Below are 13,818 nucleotides of genomic sequence, written 5' to 3' on the forward strand. Positions count from 1 at the left end.
TGATAAGTGTCCTTAGGGCAAATATAGTTGATTTGCTTTAAGAAAATCAACGATTACACGAGCCAATATTTGAAAAATCTTCTTCAATTGCTCTTGAAAATGGCAGCAAATAACGCAAAATTTAAATTGTTGATAAGTGCCGTACTTATTCAGAAAAGGCCGCTTTTATCAACAATGTGGTAAATTGTGGTAAAAAGTGGGTCAGAGTTTTCTATATTTGACTATAACAGTCTATTAGACCCGTTTTTAATGAACCATTTCATAGGAACATACGAGTGTAAAGCAGATTCAAAAGGTCGCTTTATGATGCCTGCCTCCATAAAGAAGCAATTGCTTCCTATGCTGGAGGAGGGTTTTGTGATCAGGCGGTCCGTTTTCCAGCCTTGTCTAGAACTATATCCTATGAAAGAGTGGAATATCGTGATGGAAAAAATGGGAAAATTGAATCGCTTTAAAAAAAAGCATAACGATTTCATACGAATGTTTACCGCCGGTGCAAAAACGGTAGAGGTAGATACAAATGGAAGATTGTTGATACCGCGTGACCTGATTAATGTCGCGGGAATCTCAAAAGAAATTACGGTTGCCAGCGCTATCAATATTATAGAAATCTGGGATAAAGATAAATATGAGGAGGTTATTGACGCTAGCAGCGTTGATTTTGCAGACCTCGCACAAGAAGTAATGGGAAATGACACAGCAGACCTCTTATCATAATCCAGTCCTTTTAAAGGAATCTGTAGATGGACTTGATATAAACCCTTCAGGGATTTATGTTGACGTTACCTATGGCGGTGGTGGGCATTCCCGCGAGATCCTAAGTAGACTGGATCAACACGGAAAGTTATATGCATTTGATCAGGATCCTGATGCGCAACGGAATGTCATCGATGATGATCGATTTGAGTTGATTCCAGAGAATTTCAGGTATATCAAAAGGTTTTTACGTTTACACGGTGTCAAACAAGTGGATGGGATTTTAGCAGATTTAGGCGTGAGTTCCCACCAGTTCAACGAGCCATCTCGTGGTTTTTCCACAAGATTTGAATCGAGACTGGACATGAGGATGAATCAAAAATCAGATCTAGACGCAGTCAAGATTCTCAATCAATACGATGAATCTGAATTGCACCGCATTTTGAAAGAATATGGTGAACTGCGTAATGCACCACGTCTCGCGAAAGAAATCGCTAGCAGTCGTCAAGTTCAACCTATTAAAACTGTGGACGACCTGAAGAAAATTTGTGCACCATTAGTTCCCGCCCGAATAGAAAATAAACAAATGGCTCAGGTTTTTCAAGCTATCCGTATTGAGGTAAATAGAGAGATGGAAGCTTTGAATGAGTTTCTGGTCCAAAGTAAAGAATTATTAAAAGTAGGAGGTAGACTAAGTGTGATCTCTTATCATTCCTTAGAAGATCGTCCTGTAAAAAGATATATACGTAGTGGCTTATTTGAAGGGGAGCCAGAAAAAGATATGTTCGGTAAAACGAGTGTTCCATTTAAAAAGGTAGGTGGTTTAATCGTACCCTCAAAAGCAGAGTTGAAAGAAAATAGCCGTTCCCGCAGTGCAAAATTGCGCATTGCAGTAAGACTTGATCAAGAATAATATGGCAGCAAAAGTCTATGACATTTTAAGAGGTGGCTTTTTGACCAATCAGGATGCTTTCAAAAACTGGAAGTTCATGCTGTTTGCCACCGGTCTTGCGTTATTTATGATCTGGACAGGACACAGATTTGAAAGTAAAGTTCATTATATAGGTCAGCTTAGTGATGAGGTTAATGAATTGCGCAGCCATTATGTAGATGGTCAGCGCGAGTTGATGTATTTGCAAATGGAAAGTACCGTCGCAAGCCGGTTAAAACACACGGGAATTGCTCCGCCTAAGGATCCACCCTATAAAATTATAGTATCAAAAAACGCTAATGGCAATAACTGATAGAAACATACTGCACCGCATTTATGCTGTGAGCATATTGTTTGTGATCGTGGCAATTGCCATTGTTGCACAGACAGTCTACATCCAATTTTGGGAAGGTCCAGAATACCGTGCCAAAGCAGGCAAGCGCATCTTCCGCAATCAAATTGTTGATGCAAACCGTGGGAATCTTTACGATTCTAACGGTCAGTTGTTAGCTACTTCTATTACTAAATATGACATACGTTTTGATGCAGTTGCTCCCAACCAGAAAGATTTCAATAGTGATATTGATGCTCTCGCAAGTTCGCTTTCGCGAAAGCTGAACAAACCTAAATCAGAGCTGCTTCAAAAGTTCCGAAAGGCGAGAGCTAACAATTCAAGATATCTTGAAATTGCTAAAAATCTAAGCTTTACAGATCTACAGGAAATTAAGAAATATTCATTGTTCAATCGCGGTGCCTATCGTGGAGGATTGATCGTTGAGCCTCATGTAGAGCGGGAATATCCACTGGGAAAAATGGCAGAGCGCCTGGTAGGTTATGATGAGCCGGGAAAGCCTAGTGTAGGTTTAGAAGGCGCTTATCGTACCTTTTTGAAAGGTGAAAATGGTTCCCGACTAGAACAGAAAATATCTGGAAATGAGTGGAAACCTATCAATAATGTCAACGAGACGGAGCCCAGAGATGGTCTTGATGTTTACACAACTATAGATGTAAATATGCAGGATGTCGCGCATCACGCATTATTGGAACAATTAGAATATTACGAGGCTCATCATGGAACCGCTGTAGTAATGGAAGTAGCAACTGGCGAAATCAAAGCGTTATCAAATCTGGGACGTGCCAGTGACGGCACTTACTTTGAGAAGCGAAACTATGCCCTTTGGGAGTCGCATGAACCAGGGTCTACTTTCAAATTAATGAGTGTTGTCGCTGCTTTAGAAGATAAAGTAGTGGATACCAGTACCATTTTTGACACTCAAAATGGAAAAATTTCTTATTACGGTAGAAATGTGCGTGATTCAAAATATGGTGGCTACGGTAAAATCAGCGTGGCTCGTGCCTTTGAACTTAGTTCAAACACTGCTCTAGTTCAAATGGTGCAAGACAGTTATGGAGATGATCCAGAACGTTATGTTGACCGGCTTTATAGTATGAATATCCAGACTAAATTAGGTCTTCCTATAATAGGTGAAGGGAAACCTTTGATCCCTCATCCAGACGACCCTAACTGGAGTGGTCTTTCCTTACCGTGGATGGGCTTCGGTTATGGGGTTCAAATGACACCGCTTCAAGTTTTGACCTTTTATAATGCCATCGCAAATAATGGTGTGATGGTAAAACCTAGATTGATAAAAGAAGTTCGATCTAAAAATAAATTGATCGAAAAATACGAGCGCCAGATCATTAACCCTTCCATTTGCAGTCAGGAAACGATTGATAAGGTAAAAGTGATGATGGAAAATGTAGTACGTCGTGGTACTGCTCAAAACTTATACAGTAAAAACTTCTCTATGGCTGGAAAAACGGGAACCTGCCAAACAGAATACTGGAAAAGCGCCGGGAATTACATAGCCTCCTTTGCAGGATATTTTCCAGCAGACAACCCTAAATACAGTTGTATTGTAGTTATACATAAACCTAATACTGCTAAAGGTTATTACGGAAACATAGTTGCCGGTCCAGTTTTTAAAAAAATCGCTCAAAAAATTTATGCCAGCAATCCGCAGGCAGATGAAGTAAAAATGCCGACCACCGTTCCAGCTGAGATTCAGAAAAGTATGGATCGCTATTACACGAAGGCTCAAAAGACAAGTAAAAACCTACCAGACCTGCGCGGGATGGACGCTATGGACGCCATTGCCATTATTGAAAATATGGGCGCCAATGTAAAAATTGTGGGGTCTGGTAAGGTTGCCAGTCAAAGTATCAAACCAGGCACAACCTTAACGAAGTCACAACAAGTAATTCTAACCCTTTCATGAAGAACTTAAAAGACATATTATACAAGGTCAGAATTGATACGGTTATAGGTTCTACAGACATAAAAATTAATGAGATTCATTTTGATTCTCGTGAAATTACAACTGCTGATGTTTTTGTCGCGATTAATGGAACTGCTAGTGATGGGCACGATTATATCAATAACGCAATACAATCAGGCGCAACAGCTGTAATTGTGGAAAAACTTCCCGATGACCAAAATGAAAAAGTAACCTACGTGGTTGTTGAAAACTCTCATGAAGCGCTGGCATTGATAGCTGCTAATTTCTTTGAGAACCCTTCAAGAGATATGAAACTAGTAGGAGTTACTGGAACAAACGGCAAGACAACTACAACAAGTTTGTTATATCAGTTGTTTAAGAATCTGGGGTATAAATCTGGTCTTATTTCTACGGTTGAAATTTTAATCGATGGAAAATCAATAGCTACAAAACACACCACACCGGATCCATTAACAACCAATGCTCATCTAGCAACGATGCGCGATGCTGGTGTGGATTACTGTTTTATGGAAGTGAGCAGTCATGGCATTGCTCAGGAGCGAGTGACAGGATTGCAATTTGCTGGCGGGATTTTCACAAATCTCTCTCACGACCATTTAGACTATCACGCAAGTTTTGCCGAATATCGGGATGTAAAAAAGCGATTTTTCGACATGTTACCTGCAACAGCTTTTGCAATTTATAATAAGGACGACAAGAATGGACCCATCATGGTTCAGAACACCAAAGCAAGAAAACTGGGCTACGCCTTAAAAACCTATACAGACTATCAAGCGCAGATTTTAGAAAATCAGTTCGGTGGACTTTTGTTAAAAGTCAATGGTCATGAGCTATGGACTAAAATGATAGGCGAGTTCAATGCTTATAATGTGCTTGCTATTTATGCCTGTGCAATTGAATTAGGCCTCAAAGAGCGGGAAGTTTTAGAAACAATTTCAAAACTGGATGGTGTTGCTGGTAGGTTTCAATATTTCACAACTGTCAAAAAGAAAATAACAGCCATCGTTGATTATGCTCATACTCCAGATGCACTAAAAAATGTACTGGAAACTATCAACAGTATTCGCACTAAAAATGAACGATTGATTACAGTGGTAGGTTGTGGTGGCGATAGAGATCATACAAAACGTCCCATCATGGCACATATCGCAACAGAGCTTAGCGACACTGTAATCTTAACCAGCGACAACCCACGTACAGAAGATCCATTGCTCATCCTTAAAGAAATGGAAGCTGGCGTGGAACCACAAAATTTTAAAAAATCAATCACAATTGCAGATCGCGAGCAAGCCATAAAGACGGCTGCAAACATGGCTACTGAAAACGACATCATTCTAATTGCTGGAAAAGGTCACGAGACCTATCAAGAGATTCATGGAATCCGTCATGATTTTGACGATAGATTAAAAATTACAGGCATTCTAAACCAACTAGAAAAATAATATGCTCTATTACCTGTTTCAATATTTGGAAAGCGAGTTTCAAATGCCTGGTGCATCCTTGTTTGGATTCATCACATTTAGATCTGCGATAGCATTTGTGTTTTCGCTAGGCTTTTCTACGATTTACGGTAAGCGTATTATCAACTATTTACAGCGCAAACAAGTAGGGGAAAGTGTGCGCGATTTAGGGCTGGAAGGTCAAGCGCAGAAGGCGGGAACGCCTACCATGGGTGGAATCATTATTATTCTAGCAACGCTCATTCCTACTTTATTAATAGCGCAACTAGATAATATTTATGTTATCATGTTAATCGTTACCACTATATGGATGGGACTGATAGGGTTTACTGACGATTATATCAAGATTTTCAAAAAGGATAAAGGCGGTCTTAAGGGCTGGTTCAAGATTATAGGTCAGGTCGTTTTGGGTTGCATTATAGGAGCCACAATGTTTTTCCATCCAGATATCACAATCAAGGAAGAGATCATAAATCCAAAGAATTCCCAGGAGCTGATTACACAAAATTCCTATGCAGAATTTGGCCCAGCAGAGCAATCCACAAAGACGACGATACCTTTTGTGAAGGAAAATGAGTTTGATTACACGTCCTTAGTGACTTGGATCAGTCCAAGTCTTGCAAAATATGCCTGGTTGATATTTATTCCTATCGTGATTTTTATTGTTACGGCAGTTTCTAACGGCGCAAATCTTACTGATGGAATTGATGGTCTGGCAGCTGGTACTAGTGCGATTGTAGTTATAACCCTTGCATTGTTTGCCTGGATATCGGGAAACATTGTTTTCTCAGATTATCTTAATGTGATGTACATCCCTAATTCTGGTGAGATGGTTGTCTTTGTCACTGCATTTGCTGGATCGCTGGTTGGTTTTTTATGGTATAACACCTATCCCGCGCAAGTATTTATGGGCGATACGGGAAGTCTGACCATAGGCGGCATCATTGCTGTACTTGCCATTGCGACTCGCAAAGAGTTATTGATTCCTATTCTTTGTGGTGTTTTTATCATGGAGAATTTATCCGTGGTGATGCAAGTAGGCTGGTTCAAGTATACCCGCAAAATGTCTGGAGAAGGGCGCCGCATATTTTTAATGTCGCCATTACACCATCACTATCAAAAACGAGGTTTTCATGAAAGTAAGATTGTAGTCCGCTTCTGGATCGTCGGGATTTTACTTGCTATTATATCCATTGTAACACTAAAAGTGCGATAATGGTATCAGGAAAAAACATATATGATTTTTCAAGTGTCGTCATTTTAGGTGGCGGTATCAGCGGTATGGGCGCTGCCTTACTGGCTGCTGATCGTGGTTATAATGTTTTTCTGAGCAATAGAGATGAGCTTGATACCGCTTTCGCGAAAGCGTTACAAGACAACAAAATTCCTTACGAAACAGGAAGTCATACGGTTAATAAAATACTCTCAGCAAGTTTGATCGTGAAAAGTCCGGGAATACCGGACACTATCGAGATTATAATGCAAGCAAAAGAAGCTGGAATCCCAGTGATATCAGAAATCGAATTTGCAGCCGCGCATACCCAAGAAATTATAGTGGCAGTAACTGGAAGCAATGGTAAAACCACAACGACCAGCTTACTAGGACACGTTTTTCAAGAAGCCGGACTCGATTATACAATGGGTGGGAACATAGGTAAAAGCTTTGCTCAACAAGTTCAGGAAGGTGCTGCAGAATACCGACTGCTCGAGGTGAGTAGTTTCCAACTGGACGGCATTGAAAACTTTAAGCCACACGTGGCGCTATTACTTAATGTAACTCCAGACCATCTGGATCGCTACGATTATAAATTTGAGAACTATCTGGATTCTAAAATGCGTATTGCAATGAATCAAGATCAAGATGATTATCTCGTTTACAATGCAGATGATGAGGCTATAGTTGCCGCCTTAGAATCTAACAAACCAAAATCACAACTGGTTCCCTTCTCCTTGACAAGAGAGTTGGAATACGGTACATCACTAATAAACAACATCATAAAGGTCGCTATTGACCAAACACCATTTTCTATGTCAATTGAACAACTTTCCCTCAAGGGTCAACACAATACTGCTAATGCAATGGCAGCAGCAACTACTGCAAAACTTTTAAAAATCCGTAAGGAGACGATTCGTCAGAGCATGCAATCATTTCAAGGGGTGGAGCACCGTCTGGAGCAGGTTTTGAAGATTAATAAGGTGCAATATATCAACGATTCCAAGGCAACAAATATTAACGCAACTTTCTATGCATTAGATAGTATGGAGCATCCTACCGTATGGATTGTGGGTGGCGTTGATAAAGGAAATGATTACTCGCAGCTATTCCGTCTGGTGAATAAAAACGTGAAGGCAATTGTTTGTTTGGGAACAGACAACTCTAAAATCGTCAATGCTTTTAGTGGCTGTGTGGATCAAATGGTTGAAACAAATTCAATGGAAGATGCTGTGCGTGTTGCCTATAAATTAGCAGATGCTGGTGATAATGTTCTATTGAGTCCAGCTTGCGCAAGTTTTGACCTTTTTGAAAACTATGAGGATCGCGGACGCCAATTCAAAAATGCTGTAAGAGGACTATAAATTGAGAATCAAAGACTACATATCAGGAGATTTATTTTTGTGGGCACTAGTGTTGATGCTTGCGATATTTTCCTTCTTACCCGTGTATAGTGCGAGTAGTAATCTTGCCTATCTAAACGGTGGCGAGGGCAATACCTTGAAATATGTAGCAAAGCATTTTGCCCATCTGGTCCTAGGATTGGGAATTGCATATGCTATCCATAAAATACCCTACAATTACTTTAAGGGATTGAGTTTAATCATGCTTCCTTTTGTCATCGTGTTATTAATATTCACGGCCTTTCAGGGAACTAAAATGGATGGAGCAAACGCAAGCCGCTGGATAGAAATTCCCGTGGTAGGAGTTGGTTTCCAGACAAGCACGTTAGCGGCTGTTGTTTTAATGGTCTTTGTAGCTAGGTATCTCAATTCTATGAGAGAAAAAGTTATTGAGTTTAAAAAATCCATCGTGCCACTGTGGTTGCCTGTAGGCATTGTACTAGCGCTTATTTTGCCGTCTAACTTTTCTACCGCAGCCATCATCTTTATGATGGTAATATTGGTTTGTTATATAGGCGGTTACCCATGGAAATACTTACTAGGAATTATAGGGACCGGACTTTTAGTCTTGTCATTATTTGTTCTTTTTGCTAAAGCATTTCCCGGTGTTTTTCCCAACCGTGTAGATACATGGGCAAGCCGTATTGAAAGTTTTGCCGGTGCAGGGGATTCCGATTCTGAGTATCAAGTAGACAAAGCTAAAACGGCAATTGCAACTGGATATATAAGTGGAGTAGGACCTGGGAAAAGCCAGCAAAAGCATTTTTTACCGCAATCCAGTAGTGACTTTATTTATGCAATTATAATCGAGGAATTTGGTTTAATAGGTGGCGGTGTTGTGCTGCTATTATATATGCTGGTATTATTTAGAGTTGTTGTTATAGCAAACAAAGCAGATTCGGTTTTTGGGACCTTACTTGTTATAGGCGTTGGTTTTCCTATTGTATTACAAGCCTTAATCAACATGGCGGTCGCTGTAAATTTATTTCCAGTTACCGGACAGACATTACCGTTGATCTCCAGTGGAGGAACCTCCATATGGATGACGTGTATGGCAATAGGTATTGTCTTAAGTGTAAGTGCCAGAAGACAAGCGATAAAAGCTCAGGAAACTCCTGAAGAAGAGTTGAACCCTTTAGATATTCTAAGTGAAGCCTTATAAAATCATCATATCTGGCGGTGGCACTGGAGGTCACATCTATCCCGCGATCTCGATTGCAAACGAGTGCCGTCGCAGGTGGCCCGATTGTGAGCTTCTTTTTGTGGGAGCAAAGGATCGCATGGAAATGGAAAAAGTTCCAGCAGCTGGTTATGAAATTAAGGGATTGTGGATAAGCGGACTACAGCGCAGCCTTTCCTTAAAGAATCTGTCATTCCCATTAAAAGTGGCAAATAGTCTGATAGATGCACGTAAGATTATCAAAGAATTTCAACCGGATATTGCTATTGGTACAGGTGGATATGCCAGTGGCCCGTTATTGTATATGGCTTATAGAAAGGGAGTTCCAACGCTTATTCAAGAGCAGAATTCCTATGCTGGAATAACGAATAAGTTACTGGCTAAAAAAGTAGATAAGGTCTGTGTGGCCAGTGACAACATGGATCGGTTTTTTCCAAAGAAAAGGATAGTTCTCACGGGAAACCCTATTCGTCAGGATCTGGTGGAGCAAAATGCTGATAGCAAAACAGCTTTAAAACATTTTAAGCTGGATGCTGCGTCAAATCATAAAAAGACATTGCTAGTATTAGGCGGTAGCCTGGGTTCTAGAAGAATTAATCAGCTAATTGAAGCAGAGTTGCCCACGCTGGAAAAAGACGTTCAGGTTTTATGGCAGTGTGGAAAACTATATTATGATCAATATAAACATCACGAGTCTGAACAAGTTAAAGTGATGGCGTTTGTAGATCGTATGGACCTGGCTTATGCAGCGGCAGATATTATCATATCACGGGCTGGTGCTGGAACGATTTCAGAACTTGCACTGGTTGGAAAACCGGTACTATTTATTCCTTCACCTCATGTTGCTGAAGATCACCAGACTAAAAATGCGCTGGCCATCCAGAATCTGGATGCAGCATTAATGATACGGGAGGAGGAACTATCAGAAAACTTCCCAATGATATGGAAGCAACTGATGGAGGACGAGCAATTGCAAGAAAAATTATCTGCTAATTTCTCAAAAATTGCAAAACCAAACGCTACCAGAGACATTGTGAACCAAATTGAAAATTTACTTCATGCGTGAGTTGAAAGACATAACCCATTTTTATTTCGTCGGTATAGGCGGCATAGGCATGAGTGCGCTTGCTCGGTATTTTAAATCGCAAGGCAAGCAGGTAGCGGGTTATGATCGTGTGGCAACAACGCTGACAAATAAATTAGTGGTGGAGGGAATTTCTTTGCACTACAACGACAACTACGATTACATACCTGACGGGTTTAAAGATCCTGAAAAAGCCTTAGTGGTTTATACACCTGCAGTTCAACAGGGATTTGGAGAAATGGTTCGCTTTCGCGAAAGCGGAATTCCCATCACTAAACGAGCACAATTGCTGGGTGAAATATCTAAAACTATGACCTGTCTAGCTATTGCTGGAACTCATGGTAAAACAACAACAAGTGCTATTTTGGCACATATATTATACGCCAGCGGTGTGAAAATGACTGCGTTTTTAGGTGGTATTCTGGAGGGATATAATACAAATTACCTTCATTCTGGAAGTGATGTAATGGTGGTGGAGGCTGATGAATTCGATAGATCATTCCTACAGCTTGATCCTGATTTTGCTGGAGTAACTGCTATGGATCCAGACCATCTCGATATTTATGGCAGCGCAGAAGCCTTTGAGGAAACGTTCAAGGAATTTGCAGTTCTCGTCCCTAATGATCAGCTTTTCATAAACGAAAATGTAGAACTAGATGGAAAAAGGGTAGGAGTGGATCATGGTGATTATTATGCTCAAGAACTATCAATCGTTGACGGCGCATATCATTTTGATTTTCTTACTCCGCAAGAGGTCATCAGCGATTTCTCTTTCAAGCTTCCCGGAAGACATAATTTAGCAAATGCTTTATTAGCTCTTTCCATAGCCCATAGCTATGGAGTTCAAGCTGAGAAATTGCGTTCAACAATAGCAAGTTTTGAAGGAGTCGAACGCCGGTTTAGTTACAGAATCGACTCTGAAGAATACGTGTTAATTGATGATTATGCGCACCACCCTACAGAAATAGATGCAGTTTATAATGCGGTCAAAGAAATGTATCCTGATGAAAAATACACCGTCATTTTTCAGCCTCATCTATATTCCAGAACTGCTGATTTTATGGAGGAGTTTGCAATAAGCTTGAGCCAGTTTGATAATGTCGGTCTTCTAGAGATATATGCCGCTAGAGAAGAGCCAGTTCATGGCATTAGTTCAGGTGTTTTGAGCACACGTATTTATGCACAAGAAAATGCACCAATGGTTAGCTCTGTAGTTGAAAAAATAGATTTAGTAGAGTTTATAAAAGAAATGGGCAGCCGGATTGTCCTAATGTTGGGAGCTGGAGATATAGGTGTAGAAGTAACTAAAGTAAAAGAGCAATTAGGTTCATGAGAGGTTTAAAAGACATATTAATTTTGTGCTTGGTTTCCCTCTCAATTTTGGGGTTGTATGCATTTGCGGGAAACCGTCACGATAGGCTAAGAGTTAACGATATAAACATCTCATTTACAGATTACAGCAACCCTTTAATCTCTGAGGGAAACGTTAATAAACTGTTGATACAAAAAGACGATACATTAAAAAACTCGTACACAGAAAATCTAGATTTGAATAAGAGTGAAATGCGTCTGGATGCGAACCCAATGATCAGAGCTGCAGAGGTTTCTGTTGATTTGAATGGTAAACTTAATGTGTTAGTGGAGCAGCGTACGCCCATTGCAAGGATTATAGGTAAAACTGATTCTTATCTGGATGTAGATAATAAGCTAATGCCTCTATCAAGTGAGCATACCGTTTTAGTACCGATTGTCACTGGTTTTAAAGAAGCTTATCAGGAAGAATTGTACTCGTTTTTAATGTATTTAAAAGCAGACGATTTATTGGAAATGGGGATTACACAAATAGGATTTGATAAAAATGGCAGTGTAAGCTTAAGATTGCGAGCCCATAGTTTAAAAGTGCAAATGGGAGAATTGAAGGGTTACGAATGGAAAATGCCCAACTTTAAAGCGATGCTTGCCAAATTAGAAAAGGATAAAACTGTTGACTCAGTAGAAAAAATTGACTTGAGATTTGATCATCAAGTGATTGTAGTTAAAAAGGATTAGAAGGATGGAATCACAAGAATATGCAGTAGGACTAGACATCGGGACGACTAAGATCGTAGCGATGATAGGTCGTAAAAATGAGTACGGCAAGTTGGAGATTCTCGGTGTGGGACGATCTAAAAGTTTAGGTGTACACCGTGGAGTGGTAAATAATATTACCCAGACAATCACCTCGATACAGCAAGCGGTTGCACAGGCCGAGGCTGTTAGCGGTATATCAATAAAACAAGTAACTGTGGGTATTGCCGGACAGCACATACGCAGCTTACAACACAGCGATTATATCACTCGTAGCGATAGCGAGATGGTCATTAATCAAGAAGATATTACAAAACTATGTAATCAGGTTTTTAAACTGGTGATGCTTCCCGGTGAGGAAATTATTCACGTTCTACCTCAGGAATACAAGATTGATGGGCAATCAGAAATCAAGGAACCTATCGGAATGTATGGAGGGAGACTCGAGGCTAACTTTCATGTTGTTGTGGGGCAAGTTGCTTCTATAAGAAATATTTACCGCTGTGTAAAAAGTGCAGATCTAGACTTAAGTGATATTACACTAGAACCATTAGCAAGTGCAGAGGCAGTTCTTAGTCAGGAAGAAAAAGAAGCTGGAGTAGCGCTTATTGATATAGGTGGCGGTACTACAGATCTCGCCATTTTTAAGGACGGAATCATTCGTCACACGGCTGTAATCCCACAAGGAGGGAACATTATTACAACTGATATCAAGGAAGGCTGTTCCATTATTGAGAAGCAAGCAGAGCTGCTGAAAACAAAATTTGGTAGTGCATGGCCGGGAGAAAATAAAGAGAATGAGATTGTTTCCATTCCAGGTTTACGTGGAAGAGAACCTAAAGAAATTACGCTCAAAAACTTGAGTAAAATTATACATGCTCGTGTTATTGAGATATTAGAAACTGCATTTGTGGAAATCAAGAACTATGGTCATGACGAACCTAAAAAGCAGCTTATTGCTGGAGTGGTTTTAACAGGTGGTGGAGCACAATTGAAACACATCAAGCAGCTGGCAGAATACGTTACCGGTATGCCTAGTAGAATAGGTTATCCCAACGAACATCTAGCTGGTGATAGTGATACAGAAAGCACAAGCCCACTGTTTGCGACTGCTGTAGGATTGGTTTTGAAAGGATTACAAGCTCAGGAACTTGATGCGGCAGAAAAAAGATCCAGCACGCAACCGGTCTCTCCGCATAGTAAAACCGGAGCAAAACCCAGTCAAGTAGAAAACGAACAGGATGAAGTTGAGGAGGATGATGAAGATGATATTATTACTAAACCATCGGTAACCCAGCCGAAAAAGACGAAAGGCATTTTTGAAACCTGGGCGAATAAGTTTAAGGATTTTTTAGACAAAGCGGAGTAAAAAATAAAATAAAACGAAGATCAAAAACAAGTTTTGGTTAAAGTGGTTTACAGTTAAAGACGATTGAAAGAAGAAAGTAGTTTCAATATCAGTTCGAGCGCAGTCGAGAACAGGT

Annotated in this window: 12 protein-coding genes; all 12 read left to right on the forward strand. The window is 40.2% G+C overall.

Translation table 11 applies throughout. The annotated features are described in order from the left end of the window. The first annotated feature begins 249 nt into the window (after positions 1–249). Genes mraZ through ftsA form a run of 12 tightly spaced genes read left to right on the forward strand, consistent with a single transcriptional unit; the run spans position 250 to position 13,703 of the window. Positions 250–717: a division/cell wall cluster transcriptional repressor MraZ gene (mraZ, locus tag IQ282_RS06215; protein WP_194850990.1), complete on the forward strand. Its 468-nt coding sequence runs from the start codon at positions 250–252 to the stop codon at positions 715–717. After that, entirely contained in the window at positions 692–1,609 is a 918-nt protein-coding gene (gene rsmH, locus IQ282_RS06220; RefSeq protein WP_194850991.1) for a 16S rRNA (cytosine(1402)-N(4))-methyltransferase RsmH, read from the forward strand. Before mraZ ends, rsmH begins: the two co-directional genes overlap by 26 nt. A gap of 1 nt (position 1,610) precedes the next feature. Continuing rightward, a complete protein-coding gene (locus IQ282_RS06225) occupies positions 1,611–1,940 on the forward strand; it encodes an FtsL-like putative cell division protein (RefSeq protein WP_194850992.1) in 330 nt (109 codons plus the stop codon). Further along, positions 1,927–3,906 (forward strand): penicillin-binding protein, encoded by a 1,980-nt coding sequence (locus IQ282_RS06230; protein WP_194850993.1) that lies wholly within the window; start codon positions 1,927–1,929, stop codon positions 3,904–3,906. The genes IQ282_RS06225 and IQ282_RS06230 overlap by 14 nt, the downstream gene beginning before the upstream one ends. Then, entirely contained in the window at positions 3,903–5,369 is a 1,467-nt protein-coding gene (locus IQ282_RS06235; protein WP_194850994.1) for a UDP-N-acetylmuramoyl-L-alanyl-D-glutamate--2,6-diaminopimelate ligase, read from the forward strand. The genes IQ282_RS06230 and IQ282_RS06235 overlap by 4 nt, the downstream gene beginning before the upstream one ends. 1 nt (position 5,370) lies before the next feature. Beyond that, on the forward strand, positions 5,371–6,603 hold the full coding sequence (gene mraY / locus IQ282_RS06240) for a phospho-N-acetylmuramoyl-pentapeptide-transferase (RefSeq protein WP_194850995.1): 1,233 nt from the start codon (positions 5,371–5,373) through the stop codon (positions 6,601–6,603). Continuing rightward, positions 6,603–7,964 carry a UDP-N-acetylmuramoyl-L-alanine--D-glutamate ligase gene (gene murD / locus IQ282_RS06245; RefSeq protein ID WP_194850996.1) on the forward strand — a complete coding sequence of 454 codons (1,362 nt, stop codon included), beginning with the start codon at positions 6,603–6,605 and terminating at the stop codon, positions 7,962–7,964. Before mraY ends, murD begins: the two co-directional genes overlap by 1 nt. A gap of 1 nt (position 7,965) precedes the next feature. Continuing rightward, on the forward strand, positions 7,966–9,165 hold the full coding sequence (locus IQ282_RS06250) for an FtsW/RodA/SpoVE family cell cycle protein (RefSeq protein ID WP_194850997.1): 1,200 nt from the start codon (positions 7,966–7,968) through the stop codon (positions 9,163–9,165). After that, entirely contained in the window at positions 9,152–10,249 is a 1,098-nt protein-coding gene (gene murG, locus IQ282_RS06255) for an undecaprenyldiphospho-muramoylpentapeptide beta-N-acetylglucosaminyltransferase (RefSeq protein WP_194850998.1), read from the forward strand. The genes IQ282_RS06250 and murG overlap by 14 nt, the downstream gene beginning before the upstream one ends. Then, positions 10,242–11,600, forward strand: coding sequence for a UDP-N-acetylmuramate--L-alanine ligase (gene murC, locus IQ282_RS06260; protein ID WP_194850999.1), 1,359 nt, complete (start codon positions 10,242–10,244; stop codon positions 11,598–11,600). Before murG ends, murC begins: the two co-directional genes overlap by 8 nt. Then, positions 11,597–12,316: a cell division protein FtsQ/DivIB gene (locus tag IQ282_RS06265; protein WP_228547252.1), complete on the forward strand. Its 720-nt coding sequence runs from the start codon at positions 11,597–11,599 to the stop codon at positions 12,314–12,316. Before murC ends, IQ282_RS06265 begins: the two co-directional genes overlap by 4 nt. A 4-nt stretch (positions 12,317–12,320) precedes the next feature. Then, positions 12,321–13,703, forward strand: coding sequence for a cell division protein FtsA (ftsA, locus tag IQ282_RS06270; RefSeq protein ID WP_194851000.1), 1,383 nt, complete (start codon positions 12,321–12,323; stop codon positions 13,701–13,703). The last annotated feature ends 115 nt before the right edge of the window (positions 13,704–13,818 follow it).

The sequence above is a fragment of the Nonlabens antarcticus genome, from assembly GCF_015356755.1.
Lineage (GTDB): Bacteria > Bacteroidota > Bacteroidia > Flavobacteriales > Flavobacteriaceae > Nonlabens > Nonlabens antarcticus.

Coding starts and splice junctions, on each gene's coding strand:
- IQ282_RS06265 (WP_228547252.1), top strand. CDS start 11,597: ATGAGAGGTTTAAAAGACATATTAATTTTGTGCTTGGTTTCCCTCTCA.
- mraY (WP_194850995.1), top strand. CDS start 5,371: ATGCTCTATTACCTGTTTCAATATTTGGAAAGCGAGTTTCAAATGCCT.
- IQ282_RS06235 (WP_194850994.1), top strand. CDS start 3,903: ATGAAGAACTTAAAAGACATATTATACAAGGTCAGAATTGATACGGTT.
- murC (WP_194850999.1), top strand. CDS start 10,242: ATGCGTGAGTTGAAAGACATAACCCATTTTTATTTCGTCGGTATAGGC.
- rsmH (WP_194850991.1), top strand. CDS start 692: ATGACACAGCAGACCTCTTATCATAATCCAGTCCTTTTAAAGGAATCT.
- murD (WP_194850996.1), top strand. CDS start 6,603: ATGGTATCAGGAAAAAACATATATGATTTTTCAAGTGTCGTCATTTTA.
- mraZ (WP_194850990.1), top strand. CDS start 250: ATGAACCATTTCATAGGAACATACGAGTGTAAAGCAGATTCAAAAGGT.
- IQ282_RS06230 (WP_194850993.1), top strand. CDS start 1,927: ATGGCAATAACTGATAGAAACATACTGCACCGCATTTATGCTGTGAGC.
- ftsA (WP_194851000.1), top strand. CDS start 12,321: ATGGAATCACAAGAATATGCAGTAGGACTAGACATCGGGACGACTAAG.
- IQ282_RS06225 (WP_194850992.1), top strand. CDS start 1,611: ATGGCAGCAAAAGTCTATGACATTTTAAGAGGTGGCTTTTTGACCAAT.